At 45.1% G+C, this 22,167-nt stretch carries 21 protein-coding genes; 11 read left to right on the top strand and 10 right to left on the bottom strand.

The genetic code is table 11. The features are described 5' to 3' along the window. The first annotated feature begins 77 nt into the window (after positions 1-77). Entirely contained in the window at positions 78-260 is a 183-nt protein-coding gene (locus AB4249_RS18465) for a hypothetical protein (RefSeq protein WP_004730424.1), read from the top strand. A gap of 168 nt (positions 261-428) precedes the next feature. Here the strand turns inward: AB4249_RS18465 and AB4249_RS18470 are convergent, their stop codons facing one another. From AB4249_RS18470 to AB4249_RS18500, 7 genes are all read right to left on the bottom strand, one after another. Further along, on the bottom strand, positions 429-1,721 hold the full coding sequence (locus tag AB4249_RS18470; protein ID WP_372104316.1) for an alpha/beta fold hydrolase: 1,293 nt from the start codon (positions 1,719-1,721) through the stop codon (positions 429-431). Between the two features lie 396 nt (positions 1,722-2,117). Further along, positions 2,118-2,855 carry a DUF3726 domain-containing protein gene (locus AB4249_RS18475; RefSeq protein ID WP_017064722.1) on the bottom strand — a complete coding sequence of 246 codons (738 nt, stop codon included), beginning with the start codon at positions 2,853-2,855 and terminating at the stop codon, positions 2,118-2,120. Next, positions 2,852-4,663: a hypothetical protein gene (locus tag AB4249_RS18480; RefSeq protein ID WP_372104319.1), complete on the bottom strand. Its 1,812-nt coding sequence runs from the start codon at positions 4,661-4,663 to the stop codon at positions 2,852-2,854. The genes AB4249_RS18475 and AB4249_RS18480 overlap by 4 nt, the downstream gene beginning before the upstream one ends. A gap of 263 nt (positions 4,664-4,926) precedes the next feature. Next, positions 4,927-6,534 (bottom strand): BCCT family transporter, encoded by a 1,608-nt coding sequence (locus AB4249_RS18485; RefSeq protein ID WP_017066850.1) that lies wholly within the window; start codon positions 6,532-6,534, stop codon positions 4,927-4,929. A 230-nt stretch (positions 6,535-6,764) separates the two neighbouring features. Beyond that, entirely contained in the window at positions 6,765-7,760 is a 996-nt protein-coding gene (locus AB4249_RS18490; protein ID WP_372104322.1) for a membrane dipeptidase, read from the bottom strand. Between the two features lie 206 nt (positions 7,761-7,966). Beyond that, positions 7,967-9,427: an aldehyde dehydrogenase family protein gene (locus AB4249_RS18495; RefSeq protein ID WP_017060834.1), complete on the bottom strand. Its 1,461-nt coding sequence runs from the start codon at positions 9,425-9,427 to the stop codon at positions 7,967-7,969. A gap of 187 nt (positions 9,428-9,614) precedes the next feature. Further along, positions 9,615-10,013 carry a RidA family protein gene (locus tag AB4249_RS18500; RefSeq protein WP_017060835.1) on the bottom strand — a complete coding sequence of 133 codons (399 nt, stop codon included), beginning with the start codon at positions 10,011-10,013 and terminating at the stop codon, positions 9,615-9,617. Positions 10,014-10,170: 157 nt separating this feature from the next. Here AB4249_RS18500 and AB4249_RS18505 point away from each other — a divergent pair, with 157 nt between their 5' ends. From AB4249_RS18505 to AB4249_RS18550, 10 genes are all read left to right on the top strand, one after another. Next, complete coding sequence (locus tag AB4249_RS18505; protein ID WP_017071346.1) at positions 10,171-11,055, top strand: LysR family transcriptional regulator; 885 nt, start codon at positions 10,171-10,173, stop codon at positions 11,053-11,055. Positions 11,056-11,754: 699 nt separating this feature from the next. Continuing rightward, entirely contained in the window at positions 11,755-12,156 is a 402-nt protein-coding gene (locus tag AB4249_RS18510) for a hypothetical protein (RefSeq protein WP_017060837.1), read from the top strand. A 1-nt stretch (position 12,157) separates the two neighbouring features. Continuing rightward, the gene (gene atpB, locus AB4249_RS18515) at positions 12,158-12,928 is read left to right on the top strand and encodes a F0F1 ATP synthase subunit A (RefSeq protein WP_017060838.1); all 771 of its coding nucleotides are present in this window, start codon (positions 12,158-12,160) and stop codon (positions 12,926-12,928) included. Between the two features lie 47 nt (positions 12,929-12,975). After that, the gene (gene atpE / locus AB4249_RS18520; RefSeq protein WP_004730405.1) at positions 12,976-13,212 is read left to right on the top strand and encodes a F0F1 ATP synthase subunit C; all 237 of its coding nucleotides are present in this window, start codon (positions 12,976-12,978) and stop codon (positions 13,210-13,212) included. A 54-nt stretch (positions 13,213-13,266) separates the two neighbouring features. After that, a complete protein-coding gene (locus AB4249_RS18525) occupies positions 13,267-13,737 on the top strand; it encodes a F0F1 ATP synthase subunit B (protein ID WP_017060839.1) in 471 nt (156 codons plus the stop codon). 11 nt (positions 13,738-13,748) lie between these two features. Beyond that, entirely contained in the window at positions 13,749-14,300 is a 552-nt protein-coding gene (locus AB4249_RS18530; RefSeq protein ID WP_017060840.1) for a F0F1 ATP synthase subunit delta, read from the top strand. A gap of 9 nt (positions 14,301-14,309) precedes the next feature. Beyond that, the gene (gene atpA, locus AB4249_RS18535; RefSeq protein ID WP_102332884.1) at positions 14,310-15,851 is read left to right on the top strand and encodes a F0F1 ATP synthase subunit alpha; all 1,542 of its coding nucleotides are present in this window, start codon (positions 14,310-14,312) and stop codon (positions 15,849-15,851) included. 46 nt (positions 15,852-15,897) lie between these two features. Continuing rightward, on the top strand, positions 15,898-16,767 hold the full coding sequence (gene atpG, locus AB4249_RS18540) for a F0F1 ATP synthase subunit gamma (RefSeq protein WP_017064727.1): 870 nt from the start codon (positions 15,898-15,900) through the stop codon (positions 16,765-16,767). A gap of 44 nt (positions 16,768-16,811) precedes the next feature. Further along, positions 16,812-18,197 carry a F0F1 ATP synthase subunit beta gene (atpD, locus tag AB4249_RS18545; RefSeq protein ID WP_229648138.1) on the top strand — a complete coding sequence of 462 codons (1,386 nt, stop codon included), beginning with the start codon at positions 16,812-16,814 and terminating at the stop codon, positions 18,195-18,197. A gap of 14 nt (positions 18,198-18,211) precedes the next feature. Further along, positions 18,212-18,655 (top strand): F0F1 ATP synthase subunit epsilon, encoded by a 444-nt coding sequence (locus AB4249_RS18550; protein WP_017060844.1) that lies wholly within the window; start codon positions 18,212-18,214, stop codon positions 18,653-18,655. Positions 18,656-18,839: 184 nt separating this feature from the next. Here AB4249_RS18550 and AB4249_RS18555 read toward each other — a convergent pair whose 3' ends face one another. The 3 genes from AB4249_RS18555 to AB4249_RS18565 form a co-directional block, all read right to left on the bottom strand. Beyond that, on the bottom strand, positions 18,840-19,376 hold the full coding sequence (locus tag AB4249_RS18555) for an RNA-binding S4 domain-containing protein (RefSeq protein ID WP_048611027.1): 537 nt from the start codon (positions 19,374-19,376) through the stop codon (positions 18,840-18,842). Positions 19,377-19,493: 117 nt separating this feature from the next. Continuing rightward, a complete protein-coding gene (gene yejF, locus AB4249_RS18560) occupies positions 19,494-21,116 on the bottom strand; it encodes a microcin C ABC transporter ATP-binding protein YejF (protein ID WP_372104326.1) in 1,623 nt (540 codons plus the stop codon). A 9-nt stretch (positions 21,117-21,125) separates the two neighbouring features. After that, complete coding sequence (locus AB4249_RS18565; protein ID WP_017060847.1) at positions 21,126-22,148, bottom strand: ABC transporter permease; 1,023 nt, start codon at positions 22,146-22,148, stop codon at positions 21,126-21,128. Between the last annotated feature and the right edge of the window lie 19 nt (positions 22,149-22,167).

Consider the following 22,167-nt stretch of genomic DNA (forward strand, 5'->3'; position numbering starts at 1 on the left):
CATTTTTAACAGGTGTGTAACCACAATAATGGCGCTAATGTTAGTAGCACGTTAACCACACATCGGATGGAAGAATCATGAGAGTACTTATTGAATATACACAGACAGGCAAATACCGTGATCATGCGTGGGAAGCATTAACGATTCGTTCAAAAGGCGAAATTCAAGCTGTGACTCCCTCTTATGCGGCTCAGCTTATCGAACAAAACCGCGCCAGCTTATCGACCACTGAAAATCAAGATATCGTCATCCAACCTTAATGGCTTCAAGGGCTACCCCTCCTAGTTCCTTAAATCGAATAGTTCGATGACATAAAAAAACGCTGCACGGATGCAGCGTTTTCTTGTTTCTGGCGTGCCTTGTCTCTAACGTAAAGAGCTTCTAACTTAGATAGCTTCTAACCTAGATAACCTACACAGAGAATTGGATTATTTTGGCAAGTTTTCTAATGCATCAACCATCGTCATTAGCTTATCGACGATTCGCTCACCATCCACTCTCAAACCGTTGTGCTCATACTCGTTGGTAATCCACGCTTTCGAGTTTGGAATATTAGCCAGTGTTTCGCGGCTGTAATCCAGTTCTACGTACATGTCGTCTGCGTAAACGGCACACGCCATCGGAACCGTATTCTTGCTCAACTGCTCTGCATTGTACAAAGTACCCCAATCCGATTTCTCAGCTAATAGATTGGCGGCTTCACGCAATGGCTTCAACGTTTCTAGTTGGTCGAACATCCATGGGTAGACCATTTCTCCGGTAAACCAGAACTCACTACCCGATTGGTAGTTGAAGTGTGGGTACTGCTCACGAACACGATGTGCAGACCAGTTAGACGCTGTACCTTGACAGTAAATCGATTCATGCAAGATTGCGTAAATTGGGTTAGTTAAGTAACCCTGCTCTTGCTGCATTTGATTTAGGAAGCTGTAGCTCAGCTGTCTGTTACCGTTCACTTCAACAAACGCACTCTCCAGTGTGAAATACATTGGAAGGTTTGCTTCGCCGCCACCAAGGTTAATACCTATTAGCTGGAACTGTTCAACTGTGAACACCTGACCGTTTGGCAGTCTCACATCGTTGTTGAGCAGGTAATCAGAGATCTCGCGACACATAGCTTGTGCTTGTGGGAACTGAGCAAAGAAAGCTCTGTTTTTGTCTTCTACACGCTTGTAAGTCGCACGATAAACATCGTCAGCTTCTCGTTCAATAGAAGGAATGCCGCCCGTCACATAACAACGCTGCAAGCTCTGTGGGAACAGTGACAAATAGCTCAGTGTACAGAAGCCACCAAAGCTTTGACCAATCGTCGACCATTGCTTAATACCAAACTGTTCACGAATCGCTTCAGCGTCACGAACGATGTTATCCGCTCTGAAATGCGTTAAGTATTCGACTTGTTGTTCTGGAGACAAATGCGCCAAAGTTTCATGGCTGATAACCGTGCTGTTGCCAGTACCACGTTGGTCTAGAAGCAGAACACGGTAGTTTTGTAATGCACGCTTTAGCCAACCCGATTGACCACTCACCCGTGGAGAAGGAAAACCTGGGCCGCCTTGAAAGTAGATCAACCACGGCAGCTCTTGCGCATCTTTAGCGAGATCAACCAGCTCACGTGCGAAGACTTGGATCTGTTGTCCATCTTTGGCTTGATAATCAAGTGGCAACTCGAAAGAGTGCTGACGGTACAGGGTGGTTCCATCAATAAAGTTAGCTTGCACGCTTCATTCCTTTTTATCTGATTCTAAAGTCATTGGTACGAATAAAAATGGCACCCTTTGGCACCGTAGTTAGCAAGATACGCATAGTAGCTTGTAAATGAAACCGTTTGTTGAACCTGAATGTGAAGGTACTTCATTAAATCGCCAAATTAGCTTTATACGCGTAACAACTTGTGTCAAAACAGAGAGTTTAAGATGTGATCTATTGAGAAGAAGAACAAAAGTGGGACACAAATAAAAAGAGCTTAACGAGGTGAGGATACGTTAAGCTCTTTGGTTTCATCTGTTGTAAATGAGGTTTTTAGGTTGAACAAGCTCAGGCTTTATAGGTTTAGTTTCTATAAGCCAAAGATCTATAAACTGAGCTTCTGTAACTTATAGCTCTATAAAACAAAGCTAAGAAGCCTCGAGCTCACCTGCACCTTGAATTGAACGTTGGCTGTTTTCAACAAGGATAGCCGTCGCCGTTTCTTTCAACGCGCCCCACTCTCCATCGTCAACTTCAATGCCCTCGTTCCACGCCTTCTCTTGAGTTTTAAAAAGCGCTTCCGATTCAATGTGTGTTTGGTAGCCATCTGACAAACGTTCGATATCGAAATCCTGGACGGAAAGCTCGATGGTCATATTGTGGATATGATCGTCCGATGCCAGAGGCAAATCTGATAAAAACAGTTCTGGTGCAACGCAACCACGGTTAAGCACATACAAGGTGCTCTTAGGATTTGAGCCATTATCCCAACGTGCGGTACATGCGATGCCTTTCGCTGCCAGTTTTACAAGCTCACTGTACGCTAACCAACGGTTATGGCAGTTGTTTAGCTCGATTTTCAGCGTCTTTTTACCGACCATTTTTTCAATGGCGTAATCCATCACCACAGGAAGATGACACGCTAAGCTCGCCTTGTGCAGGTCCACTTCAACTGTGTTGTCGCTTGTCACTTGGATGTCTACAGGGCAATCGTCTTCTAGCCCCATAAAGTTGCTCGCATTGTTAAAATGACGAACACCATCCAAGCCAACCATTTGTAAATCTGCCACCATGTTCGCTATCACATCGGCTTCACCACATGTACGACGCATACCCAGAAAGGCTTTATTAACGGCCGCGACCAATTCATTGTGAGAAACGATCATAGCGATTTACCTCCATGTTGAGCATTGATATGTGTAGGAACGTTATGAGAGCCAGCAAGCTCCGCTTCACTTGGTAAGACTGGGAACACCCACTCGTCTTGATGAATTTCGTCAAGCAGCGGTGCGCCTTGGAAGAAGGTCACGCGAACCCAACGATCTGAGCGAGGATCAAACTTAGTAGCACCAAACATAGCTAGCTTGCAACGTAACAGATGCATCGGCAGCGACTCTTTATGAAGCACGTTCATTTGAATGTCGCCCATCGCTTTGTTGCCAAGCGTCCATACACGACGTGCTATCGCACGATGTTGCGGTTGTTTTACCAAGAACTCTGCTAGAGAAAGCTCTGGTGTGAACTGTAATAAGGAGTGGTACAGACGGTAAGCTTGACGACCAATATCTAATGGCAGCTCACGCTCTTCACCAATTTCTTCTCCTCGAACACCGAGCCTTGGCTCTTCTTTGTCCTGAGAGCGATACCAGAACCAGTAGTTGTTATCTGCTTTCGTAAAGTCGGTGGTGATTGCCCAACGGTACTTTTCTTCTAACACAACCAATAGGTCTTGGATCTTTTTGCCACTAGGAAGCGAGAGTGTTTCGCTACAATTCATATGCTCTTGATGGGCGTCCACTAATTCTGGGTACAATTCCATCAAGCATGAGATAAGGATTTCTTGGGCTTCCATACTCATGTGCTTAGATTGTTCAACTAACTGCGCCCATGTATCGCAATGGTTTACAGAAGCTTCTAGTGACTGTTCTGCGTGTTTCAACTCATCAACAGCGGTTTTGTTCAACTCTTGCTGATTTTCATTGATGGTAACAACTTGTTCTAAATGACAAATCGCTTTTTTAACTAATGTACGTAGGGGCTCAATCAATGCCGTATCCGTGTGATTAGCTAACACGTCAGCTAATGCATGCTCACGGGTTGTCATCCATTGATCGACAATACTTGGGTGGTTAATCAGATATGGCGCCATACCTAAACCTGTGGCATTACCCACACCTAGGTAGCGTTGTAAGCCTCTGTGCAAGGTAATCGCTTGTTCACCGCCTTGTTGCTCCGCTAGGTAATGAACCCAATCTAGGCTGAACTCACGCAGCATATAAACAGCACACATTTGAGCACTGAACGATTGATTAAAATCTGGATTCTTTTCCAAGATTTTAAAGTCAGCAATACCAAACTTACCATTACCATAAACCGCTGTGGTTCGTAGGATGTAGCCAACTTCCGCTAGCTCTTTTGGCGTTGGTTGAACACCTTTAGCCAAGTGACTAACAATATGTTCAAACACTCGTACACTTTTGTTGGCACGCGCTAAAACAAGCACATTGTTAGGGTTACGGCCTGCTTCTTGTAGCGGTACATTCGCACGAAGTCTCTCAAGTAGGGTGACATCAACATCACCAAGAACCAGAGCAAACGTTACGTCCCACTTTTCAGCAATTACACGGTCATTTCGTTCGTCGTCTGCAATCTCATCGCAGAAAACAACCAAATGATAAACATGGTTTGGCGTCGCAAGCTTATAGATAACATGACCAAAGCCCTGAGCGTCTAATTGCCATTCATGTTTGGTCACTTTCCATTCTTGCTGCGCCATTTTACGAATCAGAGTTCTAACGAAGCTGATACGTGTTTGGTGCATTGCACCTAGCCTTTCCGGTGCCATGACGACAGTCGCGTCACGTAGTGCTGATTCAGTGTAGGTAGAACGATGTGCATCCATTTTGCTCACCACCTTATAGTTATAGGATTTTGCTAGCCATTCAGAACCGATCGTTGCTGTCTTTTGAAGCATATATAGCGACAGTATGTTGGTTAGCTTTCACGTTTTTAATCGTTATTGATATTATCGAGGCAAGCGAACTCGCCACTTATTATTTGTCCTGACTAGATCGATTGACCTAAATACGTGCCGCCCGGTGTATCTTCACCAGTACGGTTTTTATCTTCCTTCCGGAATCTTGTATCAGCCTTCTTTCAAAGGCTCACACCTTGTTTATCTTCAGTTTTTAGAGAGCTTTATCTCTACATTTTCTTCTTTATACCGGCATTGATGTTTTATAAGCCTTGATCTTTCGCCATCTTGATTGCGATTTGAGGCGCATTCCAAAGTGATGGCAGCAAGATTAAGGACACCGGTACCGCTGTGATAACTATGAATGATTGCAGCGCTGAAATACCGCCGGAACCTAGGGAAATCAGAATCAATGCTGTTACCCCCATCATCACACCCCAGAAAGTACGAATAATTGCGTTAGGCTCTGTCTCACCGCTGACTACCACACTGATGGTGTAAGTCATTGAGTCACCTGTCGTTACGATGAAGATCGTCGTCAAGATCAAGAACAGAATAGAGATAAGCATTGGCATTGGTAGTTGCTGAGTTACTGCCAGTAGCGCGCCAGGTAAATTAAAGCCTTCGAACGCTTTACTTACGCTGCCTGGGTCTGCAATTTCAAACGCAAGGCCAGAACCGCCAACAATGGTGAACCAGAAACATGTTACGAACGGTGCAATAAGACTGATGGTTGATACCAATTGGCGAATACTACGACCGCGTGAAATACGTGCGATGAAGATTGCCATCATTGGGCCGTAACCTAAGAACCAACCCCAGAAGAATACTGTCCACCAGCTCAACCAACCTTCGTCACCACGGTATGTTGCCATTGGGATGAAGTTGTCTATCATGCTGCCTACACCTTGGATGTAGCCATTGAAAATGAAGTTTGTTGGGCCGAAGATCAGAATGTAGACCATCAATGACATTGCTAAAATTACGTTGTAACGGCTTAGCATTTGCATTCCGCGGTTAAGACCACTTAATGCCGACAATGTGTATAGAACGATAGCGAACAGGATGATGATAAGCTGCGTCGTGAAGCCATCAGGAATATCAAACAGTGCGTTCAGTGCGTAGCTCACTTGCAAGCCTAAGAAGCCGATAGGACCAATGGTGCCCGCCGCTACTGCGACAATACAACATGCATCAATCAATGCGCCGGTGTGACCTTTCAATGCTCGCTCGCCTAAAACTGGGTAAAGCAAAATACGAGGTTTAAGCGGTAAGCCTTTGTCGTAGTGAAGGTGCATCACCACAATAGACGTTAAGCTACCGACAATGGCCCATGCTAGAAAACCCCAGTGCATGAAGGATTGCGATAAAGCATTCACCGCGCCTTGCTGTGCGTTTTCTTGTGCGCCGTACAATGGTGGTGGGCTAACGTAGTGAGCGATAGGCTCTGCTGCTGCCCAAAATACACCGCCACCTGCCAGTAGCGTACAGAAGATGATCGCCATCCAACGGAAGCCGTCCATTTCAGGTTTAGCGATGCCGCCTAGGATAACCTTGCCTGTTCGCCCTGCCGCCAGGCCAAGACCAATAAGAAAAGTCAGAAGAAGAAGCATTTGCCAGTAAGGACCGAATACTTTTACAGACCATGCAAAGCCCGTATTTACTAGGCTTGATAACAGCTCGCCATCAAATAGAGCAAGTGCCACGAACAGAGCGATAAAACCGCCGCTGTACCAAAGTGCTGGGTTGGATAGGCCTAATTTGTCTGACGTAGACTCAGACTCGTTTGTGTTGCTTTTTGCATTAATTGTTGTGTGTGCTTGACCCGCATTTAAGCTTGAAGATTTCACGCTATTGGTTAAATCAGACATACTCTGACTCCAGAGGTTTCTTTGCAGCTGTCATTTGAATGATGACTACAAGGGTGTATTTAACACCTGCCCTATTGTTTTTTGTGTTGGGCAGGCTAATCCATGTTTGGGTTACCGCGTTGCGAAATAGACCGTTGTTCCTTTTGAATAGTGAAATTGGTTTAAGCAGCACTTGCTTATTGAACGTTTGTTAGAAGGCTGCTAATTCGATGATGGCTCGCGAGAAACCGTTAACCCTTGGTTTGAGGCTCTAGGCCATCTTTCAAGAAGTTAAACCAGTTTTCTCCCAAGACTTGCCCAGCTTCAGACTCGCTGAAACCATGACGCATCAATCCGTTATATATGTTTTCCATACCCGCACTACCACAGAACCAAGGCAACGCATCTGGCCAACCTGAGTTGTTCGCAGAGCCTTCGCCGTAGTCCATTGCTTTAGACCAACGACCATTTCTCATCCATTCAAGAACGGCTTGAGGTTGGTTTATGCATAGGTCACTGCCAATACCGAGGTGCTCTACGCCGACCATGTCAGCCGTAGTCGCAACCATCTGGCAGAAATCTTCCAAGGTACATTGGCTGCCGTTTGGTAGGTGGAATGGGTACAAGCTGAATCCGATTAAGCCGCCGCGTGCGGTTAGAGCTTTAATTACATCGTTTGATTTATTTCGTAGTGCATCATGAGCAAACGTCGGGTTCGCATGGCTGATACAAATAGGACGAGAAGACAAGTCGATAGCTTCAAGTGTTGAGCGCTCTGCACTGTGAGACATATCTATGATCATGCCCACTCGGTTCATCTCTTCGATGGCTTGTTTACCAAAGCGAGTAATACCTGTGTCGTTCTTCTCGTAGCAACCCGTCGCCAATAAGCTCTGGTTGTTGTACGTCAGTTGCATGATCAAAAGACCTTGCTTACGCATCACTTCGATAAGACCGATCTCATCGTCGATTGGAGAACAGTTTTGAGCACCAAGTAAAATGCCGACTTTGCCAGTTGCTTTTGCAGCCTCAACATCAGCCATTGAGTGAATCGGCATGATAAGGTCTGCGTTCTGCTCGAATCTTAAATTCCATTCTGCAAAGCGAGATAAGGTTTCACGAGCCGTCTCGTGGTAAACCGCGGTAGCGTGAACTGCTGTAATGCCGCTCGCCTTTAGTGTTTGGAAATATTCTCTGTTCCAATTGCAGTATTGCAATCCATCTATAACAATCCGTTGCTGGTACATAACCACTCCTATTGAAAGCTCAGTGTTCTAGCTCGGTTTTGAAAACACGCTCAAATAACATGTTTTCAAAAATGGGTTAAATCACTTGTCTAAGTTCGTTTGCTGCTTTGGTTTGAATGTTGGCCTGACTCTGTGAATCAGGCCAATTCGATAGCTGGATAGCTAGGAAGTTAATTCAGCTATCCAATTCTTATTTAGAAAGTGGATTAGTAAGGACGTTGGTAAGCCGTCTTAACCACTGTGTAGAACTCTTTCGCGTATTGACCTTGCTCACGAGGACCGAAGCTAGACTCTTTACGACCACCAAACGGTACGTGGTAATCCGTGCCTGCTGTTGGTAGGTTGACCATCACACAACCGGTCTGCGCTTGTTGCTTGAACATTGCGCTAGTACGTAGGCTCTGAGTAATGATGCCGCCTGTTAGACCGAAGCGAGTGTCGTTGGTTGTCGCAATCGCTTCTTCTAGGTCAGCGACACGAATCACACTTGCCATTGGTGCGAACACTTCTTCTTGGTTCACTTCCCAATCGTTCTTAGTGTTCAAGAACAGCGTTGGAGACATGTAGAAACCTTCGTGCTTCATACTCAAGCGTTCGCCACCAAATGCCAGCTCACCGCCGCTTTGACGTGCTTTCTCAACCCAACCTAGGTTTGCTTCAAGCTGGTTTCCGTCAACAACTGGGCCCATGAACACACCCTCTTCCAGTGCGTGACCCACTTTCAGCTCGCTCATACGTTTAATCAGTGCTTCAACGTATTGGTCGTGAATGCTATCCATAACCACAAGGCGAGAAGACGCGGTACATTTTTGGCCTGCGCCAGAGAAAGAACCTGCAATCGTTGCATCAACCGCAGTTTGGATATCAGCATCGTCAGCAATAACAAGTGCGTTCTTACTGCCCATTTCTAGTTGGCATCGAACGAAGTTTGGCGCTGTAGCCGCTGCCACTTTACGACCCGTATCAACAGAACCGGTAAAGCTCACACCGTTCACTTCTTTAGAGTTGATCAGTGCATCACCTACTGTTGAACCGCTACCCAGTACAAGGTTAAACGTACCTGCAGGGATACCTTGGCGGTGGATGATCTCTGTAAGCGCGACCGCACTTGCTGGTGTTAGGTTTGCTGGTTTCCAAATAACGCTGTTACCGAAAGCCAATGCTGGAGCAATTTTCCAAGCTGCTGTTGCTGTCGGGAAGTTCCAAGGAGAGATAATGCCGATAACGCCCACCGCTTCGCGAGTCACTTCAACAGAAACACCCGGGCGTACAGAATCTGCGTTGTCACCAATTTGGCGAAGCACTTCAGCCGCAAAGTATTGGAAGAACTGACCTGCACGGTAAATCTCACCGCGACCTTCAGCAAAAGGCTTACCTTCTTCACGAGATAGCAAAGTGCCCAGCTCATCACAACGGGCAATCAGCTCATCACCAATCGCTTGAAGCACCGCTTGCTTGCGTTCAATCGGCGTTTTTTCCCACTCTGGTTGAGCGTGTTTCGCCGCTGAAATCGCTTGTTGAACTTGTTCAGCACTTGCTTGTGCAAAGTTGCCAATATTTTCAGAAATATCTGATGGGTTAATGTTCGCTACGGTGCTTACACCCGCTTGCCATTCGCCGCCAATGTAAAGTGCGTTTTCTGCTTGAACATTCTGTAAGTGAGTCATCATTCTGTCCTTGTAACGTTAGGTTGCGGTTGAGTCTGGCAACCATCGGATTAATTAATAAATTGTTAATTCATATAGAGAATAAGTATTAATTTTGTATCTAGACGTAAAACTATTCGCTTGTATTAGTAAAGATCTGCGTAGACAAACAGCTTTGATTGGCAAATTGCCTCAGTTCACAGTCCATTTATTCAGGTTGAGACGCCGATGCATAAACCACGAACTCAACCAACATCTCTTCTCTAGCTAGCCCTGCAACAACGACTGCTGCACGATTTGGATAAGGTGCGTTGAAGTATTCTCCGTATACGCTGTTTACCGTTTTCAGGTATTCACGGTCAGTCACGTAAATCAGAACCTGCAGCACAGAATCCATCGATTCGCCTGCACACTCCAAGGTATGAACAAGGTTGTTAAAAGTCTGACGCGTTTGCGCTTCAATACCGCCTTCTACTACTGCGCCCGTTTCATCGATTGGAATCTGCGCAGTGTATAGAGTGCCGTTATTAACGATTGCCCACTCTAGTGGTGCTTTTGAAGCAAAAAGAGAGGTTTTTACTGGGTGTTTTTTAGTTTGTGCGTTCACGATTTCATCCAACTTTGTAACAACTATGTTTCAAGATGGTTAAATACTGCACCTTGACGCCTGATAAATCTAACGGTAAATTTTGTGCATTTGATAAATAAAATCTATCACCTTGCGAAAAGTAAGGTATAGCAAGGGCTAGAGAAGGATCGGAGTCATGAGTATTAAGCTACAACAGTTAAAACATTTCGTTTTGGTGGTCGAAGAAGGTGGATTTAGAGCGGCATCTCACCGTGCAAATCGATCGCAAGCGGCACTTTCGACTTCGATAAAAGAGTTGGAAAAAATACTCGGCCAACCTCTGTTTGAAACAGGCAACAAATCGACACTGACGCCTTTTGGAGAAATATGTTTGCCCAAGATCATTCAATTTCTGAACGTTTACAAAGCATTAGACAATGACTTACGCGCAGCGGCAGCAGGACAACAAGGAAGAGTTCGAATAGCGAGCGTGCCTTCGGTGGCCGCAAAACTCATCCCTAGTGTTTTAGGGGCATTTTGTGAGCAGTACCCGAATGTAGAAGTGAGTTTGATTGATGATAATGCGGCAGGGGTAGAAGCAAGATTACTCTCTGGCGAGGTGGATGTTGCCCTCGGTAATAGCTCCCATTTAGAAGAAGAGAGCATCGACTTCACGCCTTTGCTTTCTGATCCTATCGGTGTGGTGTGCCTCAAAGATAACCCTATCGCCTCTCAACAGGAAGGAATCGAATGGCAAACCTTGTTAAAGCAGCCCTTCATTCGTAACGGGACTTGCACCCTACTGGACCCAACACCTGCGCGCATGCTCAGCGAACAAGCCCTGTACTCTGTCGAGAACATTACCTCGCTTTTTTCGGTGTTAGAGCTCGGGATAGGCGTGACCACGCTACCTAAGCTGGCTTTCCCAACCAATGAAACCCGCTTGGTGTGGATTCCGCTAATTGACCCACCCTTGCAACGACAAATCGGCATTTTCAGACTGTCTGATCGTACGATCTCGCCACAAGCACAGGCTTTCCATGACTTATGTATTCAATACCTCAGTTATGAAGAGTCATAAGAGAGCCTAGATTAAGTAAATTAGGCAGCGCTCTGCTGCCATTTACTTCCTCAAAACTCGGTGTTTCTTCTCCGCACCATGCTTCTCGCACACCCAGTCCCCCATTTCACTCCTATATCATCAACATTTAGGCGCTGAATTTTCACTCTCGCGCACGCAAATAGTGACAAGCTGACGACAATATAAAAAATATTCGCTTATTGATAAGGAACGACGTACGTTTAATTTACCAGAAAAACCAGATCTTCCATCATTGCCTCAAACAAGCTTAACCCCTACCAAAATCACACTTCACAACTCAGCTTGTAAATGAACCTAAGTGTTTGAATAGTCTTAATTGATAAGATCATAAGTTGAAAATTTAGCTCGCTACTCCCTTCTAAAAAGACCCTCTTTTTCACAAGGATAAAGCATCTTAAATATTCATGAATAAAGTGATAGAACTATTACTTTCATAAATGAAAAACATTAATTTCAAAAATGGAATTATTGATATCAATATTTGTCGTTTTGATCACATAATTTTAGGCGTAGTTTATATTTTGTCGAAACGAGAGCGAACTAGTTTATATCGTTCTATTTCGTCAGGAGATATAAGACCAGCAAGATTATCTCTTTGTTAACAAGCAAATGCGAGTAGCAAGACATATTCAAACTGTGTTTTATATGAGCTTACACTGTTAAATATAAGGTTTTATTATGAGGCTTAATGGGATAAGTGGTGACATTCTTGTTGCTGCTAAAAGAGTTGTTCTCTGCCAAGTAGTATTAGCCGTCGGTGTAGTTTTATATGAAGTGTTTTTTGGTAATAAAGTAGATATGGAATCGTCGGCTTTGGGTATCGGAATTGCGATGCTACCTCCGCTGTTTGGTTTTATATATGCAAGCCTAAAGGTGCGCAAGAATCCTAATTATAGTTTACGTGACTTAATGCAAATGAGTCGTGTCGTGAAAATAACTTATACGTTCTTAATGTTTATCTTGGCGTTCCAGTTTTTCAAATTGGATAACCCAGTAATATTGTACGCATATATTCTCACTATGGTTGGGTACTTCTTAACACCATTTATTACTGCCTCTACAAGATCGGAGTACGTGTAGTATGGATCAAGTAACTACCGCTCACGAATACATAGAGCATCACTTAACCTTCTTAACTACAGGTGATGGTTTCTGGGCGTTCAACATCGACTCGATGTTGGTATCTTGGATTACGGGTTTACTGTTTATTGGAGCTTTTCGATACGTAGTGACTAAGGGCACCAGCGGTGTTCCAGGTCGATTTCAATGTTTTATCGAACTGATATTTGATTTTGTAAACAACCTAGTAAAAGAGATTTTTCAAGCGGAGGATAAATTAATAGGGCCACTGGCATTAACCACTTTTGTTTGGGTGTTGTTAATGAACGCGGTCGATTTATTACCAATAGATTTCATACCAGCATTAAGTCGTGCAATGGGTCTAGAACACTTTAGAGATCTACCAACGGCGGACGTAAATATTCCAATGTCGATGGCACTCGGTGTATTTATCTTACTGTTGACTTATACATTTAAAAATAAAGGATTGAAAGGCTTTATCAAAGAGCTTACTACGCAGCCATTTGATAACCCTCTTTTATACCCTGTTAACTTAGTTCTTGAATTAATAACATTAATTTCAAAACCTATATCACTAGGCTTACGATTATTTGGAAACATGTATGCAGGTGAGATGATATTTATTCTGATCGCATTAATGCCATGGTGGATGCAATGGGCACTGAGTGTTCCTTGGGCACTATTCCACATATTAATCGTATTCTTGCAAGCATTTATATTTATGGTGCTGACCGTTGTTTATTTAGGTATGGCAACAGAAGAACACCACTAATTAATAACTAAAAAATTTAACTAACAAATTATTTATCGGAGATACAAATGGATATCGTAAGCGCAGTTTTATATGTAGCAGGTGCATTACTGATCGGTTTAGGTGCAGCAGGTGCAGCATCTGGTATTGGTAACTTAGCAGGTAAATACCTTGAAGGTGTTGCGCGTCAACCAGACCTTACTCCAATGCTTCGTACTCAATTCTTCATCATGATGGGTCTTGTGGATGCAGTACCGATGATCGGTGTTGGTATCGGTCTATACATCATCTTCGCCGTGGCTTAATCAAACCGCTTTGAAAGATCGATTTGTAAATAATCAAGATTTAGTGAGGAAGGTATGAACTTAAATGCAAGCATGTTTGGACAAGCAATCTCATTCGTGATTTTTGTTTGGCTCTGCATGAAATATGTATGGCCCCCTCTCACCGCGATGTTAGACGAGCGCCAAAAAGAAATCGCTGATGGTTTACGCCACTCAGAGAACGCTGCGAAAGAGCTAGAACTAGCAAAATCAAATGGCGCGCAACTCATCGAAGATGCCAGAAAAGATGTGACTGAACTGGTTGAACAGGGCCGAAAACGCCGCAATGAAATCATCAGCTTAGCGCAACAAGAAGCCGAGCAAGAAAAGGCACGCATCTTAGAACAAGGTAGAGCTGAGCTAGAAGGCGAACGCCAAAAGATACGCCGTGAACTTCAGGCAGATATGGCAGACGCAGTAATTCAAAGTGCACAGAAACTGATTAGCAAAAACCTAGATTCCGCAACGAACCGAGCGCTAGTTGACCAAATGATTAGCGAACTCTAAGGAGAGGCAATATGTCAGATTACACCAATATTGCTCATCCCTACGCCAAAGCATCGTTTGAATTTGCTTTAGGTGAAAACCAGTTACAAGAGTGGCACTCAATGCTGTCCATTCTTGTGGCTGTCGCGGAAGAAGAAACGATCGCTAGTCAGATTTCTTCAGCAGAAGGTGCTTCTACACACCAAACAGAAGAGCTGGCAAACCTCATCATTCATATTTGCCAAGGACTCGTTGATGACCACGTCATTAATCTTATTCGAGTATTGGCCGAGAACGGCCGCCTTTCTGTTGTAAGAGACCTGTTTGAATTGTACTGCGAGCTAAAGGACGAACATGAACGTGTAGTGCCTGTCACTGTCACCAGTTCAGAAATGCTGACACAAGATCAAGTTACGTCACTAACAGCTGCACTTGAGAAGAAATTAGAGCGTCAGGTTGAAATGAAGCAGGTTATTGATGACACGTTAGTAGGTGGAATGGTCATCAAGGCGGGTGAAACCGTTATCGATGGTTCTTTAAACACATCAATTGACCGATTGGCTCATCAACTTCACGCGAGATAGGTAACAATTATGCAATTAAATTCAAATGAAATCAGCGATCTAATCAAAGAACGCATCTCGAAATTTAATGTGAGCACCGAGGCTCGCAATGAAGGCACTATCGTATCGGTTCGTGATGGCATCATCACAATCAATGGCCTTGCTGATGTTATGCAAGGCGAGATGATTGAGCTACCAGGTGGCAAATACGCACTCGCACTTAACCTCGATACGCACTCAGTAGGTGCGGTGGTTATGGGCCCCTACACTGACCTATCTGAAGGTATGAAAGTGAAAGGTACAGGTCGTATCTTGGAAGTCCCCGTCGGTAACGGTCTTCTTGGCCGTGTTGTGAACACATTAGGCGAGCCAATCGATGGCAAAGGCCCAATAAGTTGTGACCGACTCGACCCTGTAGAAGTGATTGCACCCGGTGTAATCGAACGTAAGTCTGTTGATCAGCCAATTCAAACTGGCTATAAAGCGGTTGATACCATGGTGCCAATCGGTCGTGGTCAACGTGAACTTATCATCGGTGACCGTCAGACGGGTAAAACAGCGTTAGCTATCGATGCGATCATCAATCAGAAAGATTCTGGCATCAAATGTGTGTATGTAGCGATTGGCCAAAAAGCCTCCACTATCGCTAACGTGGTTCGTAAACTCGAAGACCACGATGCGCTTAAAAACACCATCGTAGTCGTGGCATCAGCATCAGAGTCTGCAGCGCTTCAATACCTAGCCCCTTATGCGGGTTGCACCATGGGTGAATACTTCCGTGACCGCGGTGAAGATGCGCTGATCATCTATGATGACCTATCAAAACAAGCCGTTGCTTACCGTCAAATCTCATTGCTATTGAAACGCCCACCGGGTCGTGAAGCCTTCCCTGGCGACGTATTCTACCTTCACTCACGCCTACTAGAACGTGCAGCACGAGTGAATGCAGAGTATGTAGAGAAGTTCACTAACGGTGAAGTGAAAGGCCAAACAGGCTCATTAACGGCGCTTCCTATTATTGAAACTCAAGCGGGAGACGTATCAGCGTTTGTACCAACCAACGTAATCTCAATCACCGATGGTCAGGTTTTCCTTCAAACCCAATTGTTTAACTCAGGCTTACGTCCTGCAGTAGACCCAGGTATCTCGGTATCTCGTGTGGGTGGTGCGGCGCAATGCAAGATCATCAAGAAACTGTCTGGTGGTATCCGTACTTCATTAGCTCAATATCGCGAGCTGGCGGCCTTTGCTCAGTTCTCTTCTGACTTAGATGAGATGACGCGCAAACAGCTAGACCATGGTGAGCGTGTTACCGAATTAATGAAGCAAAAACAATACTCTCCAATGTCAGTCGCTGAGCAAGCAACGGTTATCTACGCAGCAGAGAAAGGCTACTTGGTCGGTGTTGAGCTAAACAACATTGCCCGTTTTGAAGAAGAGCTGATTGCTTATGCCAAAGGTCAGAACCCTGCGTTGTTCGAAAAAATCAACGCGACAGGCGATTACAATGACGAAATCGACGGTGCTCTTAAAGAGATCCTAGAAGGTTTTGTTGGGATGAAAGCTTGGTAAGTGCTCCGGTTTGTTAGCTGGAAATCAAAACAAATAGGAGCAGATTATGGCAAGTACTAAAGAAATTCGCACCAAGATAGCCAGTGTTAGTAACACTCAGAAAATCACTAGCGCAATGGAAATGGTTGCAGCAAGTAAGATGCGCAAGGTTCAAGACAACATGACGCTAACTCGCCCCTACGCCGAGAACATGCGAAAAGTTATCTCTCATGTTGCATCGGGTTCCCTGGAGTACCAGCACCCTTACCTGCAACAGCGTGAACCTAAGCGTGTCGCTTACATCATTATCTCGTCCGATCGCGGCTTGTGTGGTGGCTTGAACTCAAACTTGTTCAAGAAAGTGTTAGAAGAAATGGAGCAATGGCGCACCAAGGGAGTCGAGGTAGAAACAACCTTAGTGGGATCTAAGGCTATCTCGTTCTTCCAACGCGGCGGCAACGTTATTGCACAAACGTCAGGTCTTGGCGATACACCTAAGTTAGAAGACATCTTAGGTACGGTGAATGCGATGCTCGGGCATTACGACGAAGGTAAAATCGATAGCTTGTATCTCGTTTACAACCAGTTCGTCAACACCATGGTTCAAGCGCCAACGACCTTGCAGTTGCTCCCCCACCCTTCGGATTCTGAGGAAGGTGGTGAGCCTAAAAAAGCGCGTCGTTGGGACTACATCTATGAGCAAGCACCCAAAGACATACTCTCAGAACTGTTACATCGATACATCGAATCGCAAGTGTATCAAGGCATTGTTGAGAGCATTGCCTGTGAGCAAGCAGCCCGAATGGTCGCTATGAAAGCGGCGACTGATAACGCAGGCCAACTCATTGATGACTTGCAGTTGGTCTACAACAAGGCGCGTCAGGCTGCCATTACCCAAGAGCTGAGTGAAATAGTCTCAGGTGCCCAAGCTGTCTAGGGCTAGAAAAGACTGGGTCAAGAACAGAATTTGAGGATTTAAGAATGAGTGTTGGAAAAATAGTTAAAGTAATCGGCGCGGTGGTTGACGTCGAGTTCAGCGGCGGCAACAGCCCACGCGTTTATGATGCATTGAAAGTGACTAGCGACGAAGCAAGCTCGTTAGTATTGGAAGTACAACAACAACTGGGTAGCAATATCGTTCGTTGTATTGCAATGGGTACGTCAGATGGCTTACGTCGTGGCCTAACGGTTGAAAACACAGGCTCTCCAATCACGGTTCCTGTCGGCGAAGAAACGCTAGGCCGTATCATGAACGTGCTTGGTCAACCTATCGATGAGTGTGGTGAAATCGGTCAGAAAGAAAACTACGAGATTCACCGTGAAGCCCCTTCTTATGAAGAACAAGCAAACAGCACTGAGCTTCTAGAAACAGGCGTTAAGGTTATCGACCTTATCTGTCCATTCGCTAAGGGTGGTAAAATTGGTCTGTTCGGTGGTGCTGGTGTAGGTAAAACCGTCAACATGATGGAGCTTATCAACAACATCGCCAAAGCCCACTCAGGTCTTTCTGTATTTACCGGTGTAGGTGAGCGTACTCGTGAAGGTAACGACTTCTACTACGAGATGAAAGAAGCGGGTGTACTAGACAAAGTAGCCATGGTTTACGGTCAAATGAACGAGCCACCGGGAAACCGTCTACGTGTAGCACTTACAGGCCTAACTATGGCTGAGCGCTTCCGTGATGAAGGTCGTGACGTACTGTTGTTCATTGATAACATTTACCGTTACACGCTTGCGGGAACAGAAGTATCAGCTCTGCTAGGTCGTATGCCTTCAGCAGTAGGTTACCAACCAACACTGGCTGAAGAGATGGGCGTACTTCAAGAGCGTATCACGTCAACAAAACAAGGCTCTATCACCTCTATCCAAGCAGTATACGTACCTGCGGATGACTTGACTGACCCATCGCCAGCAACAACCTTTGCTCACTTAGATGCGACCGTTGTACTGTCTCGTAATATCGCGGCATTGGGCCTCTACCCTGCAATCGACCCATTGGATTCAACATCTCGCCAATTGGACCCGCTTGTGGTTGGTCAAGAGCACTACGACATTGCACAAAAAGTCCAAACAACGCTGCAACGTTACAAAGAGCTAAAAGACATCATCGCGATTCTTGGTATGGATGAGCTGTCTACTGAAGACAAACAGACCGTATCTCGCGCTCGTAAGATTGAACGTTTCTTAACTCAGCCTTACCACGTAGCCGAAGTGTTTACAGGTCAGAAAGGTGTATTCGTACCGCTAAGCGAAACACTAAGAGGCTTTAAAGGCCTGTTAGGCGGCGAATATGACGATATCCCAGAGCAAGCATTCTTGTACTGTGGTTCTATCGACGAAGTGCTTAACAAAGCAAAATCACTCTAAGAGGCAGGTGCACCATGGCTATCGGAATTACAGATAATACATTTCAACTTAATATTGTAAGTGCGGAAGGTACGCTGTTTTCAGGTCCAGCGTATGCCCTAGCCGTTTCTGGCGCTGATGGTGAGCTGGGGATCCGCCCGGGTCACTCCCCGCTTCTCAGTAAAATAAAGCCAGGCGTGACTGTGTTTGTCACAGATCCTAAGTCAGAGGGACAAGTGCTCTATGTTTCTGGCGGGATGCTGGAAGTTCAGCCGGATGTGGTTACGTTATTAGCCGACACGGCCTTGCATGGTAAAGACATTGACCGCGCTCGCGCAGAAGAAGCGAAATATGCCGCTCTAGAGAACATCAACAAGGGCAACATAGACATTAACTTTGCACAAGCTCAGCTAGAACTAGCGAAAGCCGTTGCTCAGTTACGTGCATCAGAGCTAACTTCTTCTCACACAAGACACTGAGAATAAGCGTTATTGGCCGTTAGCTGTGCTAGCAAACAAATACAAAAAAGGCTCACTAACTAGTGAGCCTTTTGATATCTGCGTAACGTAAAACCTAGGTCTAACGTTGCTTGATGTTCAAACGAATAGTTTTAAAAGATTCGTTTTAGAAAAGCAGTTTAGAGCAGTCGTTTAGAACTGTAGTTTAAAAGAACTCAATCGAATTACGGCCGCTTTTGTCATCACGTGTTGGCTTTGGCGTATCCGCTTTCTTTTTCGGTTTCTTCTCTTTTTTCTCTTTCTTTGGTTCAGCCTTTGCGCTTAGCATTTCTGCTTTGCTTTTCTTAGATTCCTTCTTCTTAGAATCCTTTTTAGACTGACCTTTCTTCGCCTTGTTCTCTTTTTTAGGCGCTTCTTTCTTTTTCGGCTTTTCTGATTCTTCTTGTACTGGCTGATCACACACCACTACATAGTATTCTTGGTTGAATTCAAAGAAGTCGCCATCGTACATTTTACGACGCTTACGGGTTTCTAGCTCACCATTTACCGCTACGTAGCCTTCAGAGATGATGTGCTTAGCTTCACCGCCACCACTCACTAGGTTAGCAATTTTAAACACTTTGTAGAGCTCGATTGGCTGTGATGAAACATCAATACCAATTGCTTCAATTTCAATCTCTTCGCCTTCTTCGCCCAGCTCTTGGCCTTCGTAATCAGCGTCTTCGTAATGTTCTTGGTCCATGGTGACCTCTACCTAAATATGTACTTCTGAAATATTGGGCGCAGTGTAATCTTAAAACAACGAAATGACCATGTTGAATTCAACCAGAGCCCATTTGTTTTAAATAAACCCTCTGCGTTATAAAACACCACCAACATTCGAAAGACTCACCAACTGCTTAGTATATTCATGCTGAGGATTACCAAACAAAGTCTCAGTGTCGCCCTTCTCTATTACCTCGCCAGCTTTCATGACGATGGTGTAATGACACAAGGATTTCACGACATTCAGATCATGACTGATAAACAAATAGGTCAGGCCATACTTTTCTTGAAGTGACTTCAGCAAATCCAATACTTGAGCTTGAACGGTTCTGTCCAATGACGATGTTGGTTCATCGAGCAGGATAAACTCTGGCTTTAAAATCAAAGCACGAGCAATCGCAATACGCTGCCTTTGACCGCCAGAAAACTCATTTGGGTAACGGTGACGCGTTTCAGGGTCGAGATCGACCTCTTTCATTACGTCACAGATGCGTAGATCAAGTTCAGTATCGTCCAATTGCTGATGTACCAATAAACCCTCACCAATCACTTGAGCGACCGACATTCTCGGGTTTAGCGCAGAAAACGGGTCTTGGAAGACCACTTGCATGCGGCTTCTAAACGGAAGCATCTGTTTTCGATCTAAACCTTGAAGCTGTTCACTCGAGTAGGTGATTGACCCTTCACTATCTACCAGCTTAAGTATCGCCATACCGGTCGTCGATTTACCAGAACCACTTTCGCCAACCAAACCGATTGAGTGCCCTTTCTTCAAAGTGAACTCCATGTCGGTCACAGCTTTAACATGAGAAATGGTGCGCTTGAATAAACCGCCCGTGATCGGGAACCAAACACGAAGTTGATTTACATCGAGTAGCGGTTTGCTTTCGGGTGACACAGGAACGGGCAAACCTTTCGGATCAGAGTTAATAAGTTTTTGAGTGTAAGGGTGAGCAGGCGCGTTAAACAGGGTATGACAGTCGTTACTTTCGACCAAGCGACCATCTTTCATTACTGCTACTCTGTCGGCAATCTTACGAACGATACTCAAGTCATGAGTAATGAAAAGCATTGCCATACCCAGCTCTTGCTGCAGGTCTTTTAGAAGGTCGAGGATCTGCGCTTGCACCGATACATCCAAAGCCGTTGTCGGCTCATCAGCAATAAGCAGCTCTGGTTCATTGATCAGTGCCATCGCGATCATCACGCGCTGGCGTTCTCCACCAGATAGCTCGTGCGGATAGGCTGAAATCTTTTGCTCAGGATAGCGAATGCCAACCTTTGAAAGCCACTCTATCGCCAAGGCTTGTGCTTTGTTGGTTCGCATACCACGATGAATTGCTAAGGTTTCAACAAGCTGTTTTCCAATTCGATGAAGCGGATTTAGGGAAACCATAGGCTCTTGGAAGATCATTCCAATACGACCACCACGAATCCCACGTAGCTGTCTTTCAGAACAACTCAGAATATCGGTGCCAGAGAAATTGATCTTACCGTTTAAGTAATGAGACGAGCCTTTTGGTAACAGCTTTAAAATCGAGTTAGCCGTGACCGATTTTCCGGAACCACTCTCACCCACCAGCGCTAATGTCTCACCTTTGTATATTTCTAAAGAGACATCTTGTGTCACTTGCTCTATCGAGTTTTTTCGCCCGAAACCGACAGACAGTTTATCTATGGTCAAAACCGGAGAAGCAGGCGTTGTATTTGAAGTCATAACCTATCCTTACTTCTGTTGATGCGGGTCGAAAGCATCACGCACCGCTTCACCAACGAAGACCAGTAACGTAAGCATCAGTGAAAGCACGACGAAGGCAGAAATGCCAAGCCAAGGCGCTTGTAAGTTAGCTTTACCTTGCGCCAACAACTCGCCTAACGAAGGCGAACCCGCAGGAAGACCAAAGCCCAAGAAGTCTAACGAAGTCAGTGTGGTCACCGAGCCTGAAAGAATAAACGGCATCATGGTTAACGATGCAACCATCGCGTTAGGTAACATGTGACGAAGCATAATACGTTTGTCATCAACACCCATGGCTTGCGCGGCTCGCACATAATCGAAGTTTCGGCAGCGTAAAAATTCCGCTCGCACGATGCCGACTAAACTCATCCAACTAAACAGCACCATAATCCCGAGCAACCACCAGAAATTCGGCTCAATAAAACTCGACAAAATAATCAGCAAGAACAGGGTCGGCATACCAGACCAGACTTCAATGAAGCGTTGTCCGAATAGATCAACCCAGCCACCGTAGTAGCCTTGTGTTGCGCCAACCACGACACCAATCACGCTCGATACAATGGTCAGAATAAAACCAAATAGAACGGAAATACGGAAGCCATAAATGATACGAGCTAATACATCTCGCCCCTTATCATCAGTCCCTAACCAGTTCACCGAATCGGGCTCCGATGGCACCGCACCTGAAATATCGAAGTTTATTGTGTCGTAGCTAAACGGAATGATTGGCCACACGATGTAACCGTTGTCTTCAATGAGCTCGATAACATACGGGTCTTTGTAGTCAGCCTCGGTTTCAAACTCACCACCAAACTCCGTCTCGGCATATTCATTGATAACAGGCACAAACCACTGATTATCATAAGAAACCAAGAGTGGTTTATCATTGGCAATGATCTCAGCGAACAGGCTCAAGCCAAACAAGATGGTAAATATCCAAAGGGAGATAAAACCACGCTTATTTGCTTTAAAACGTAACCAACGAGCTTCAGCTAAAGGGTTGTTAAACATTTATTATCAATACCTTGTT

The organism is Vibrio sp. 10N.261.55.F4 (genome assembly GCF_041470465.1).
GTDB lineage: Bacteria > Pseudomonadota > Gammaproteobacteria > Enterobacterales > Vibrionaceae > Vibrio > Vibrio crassostreae_C.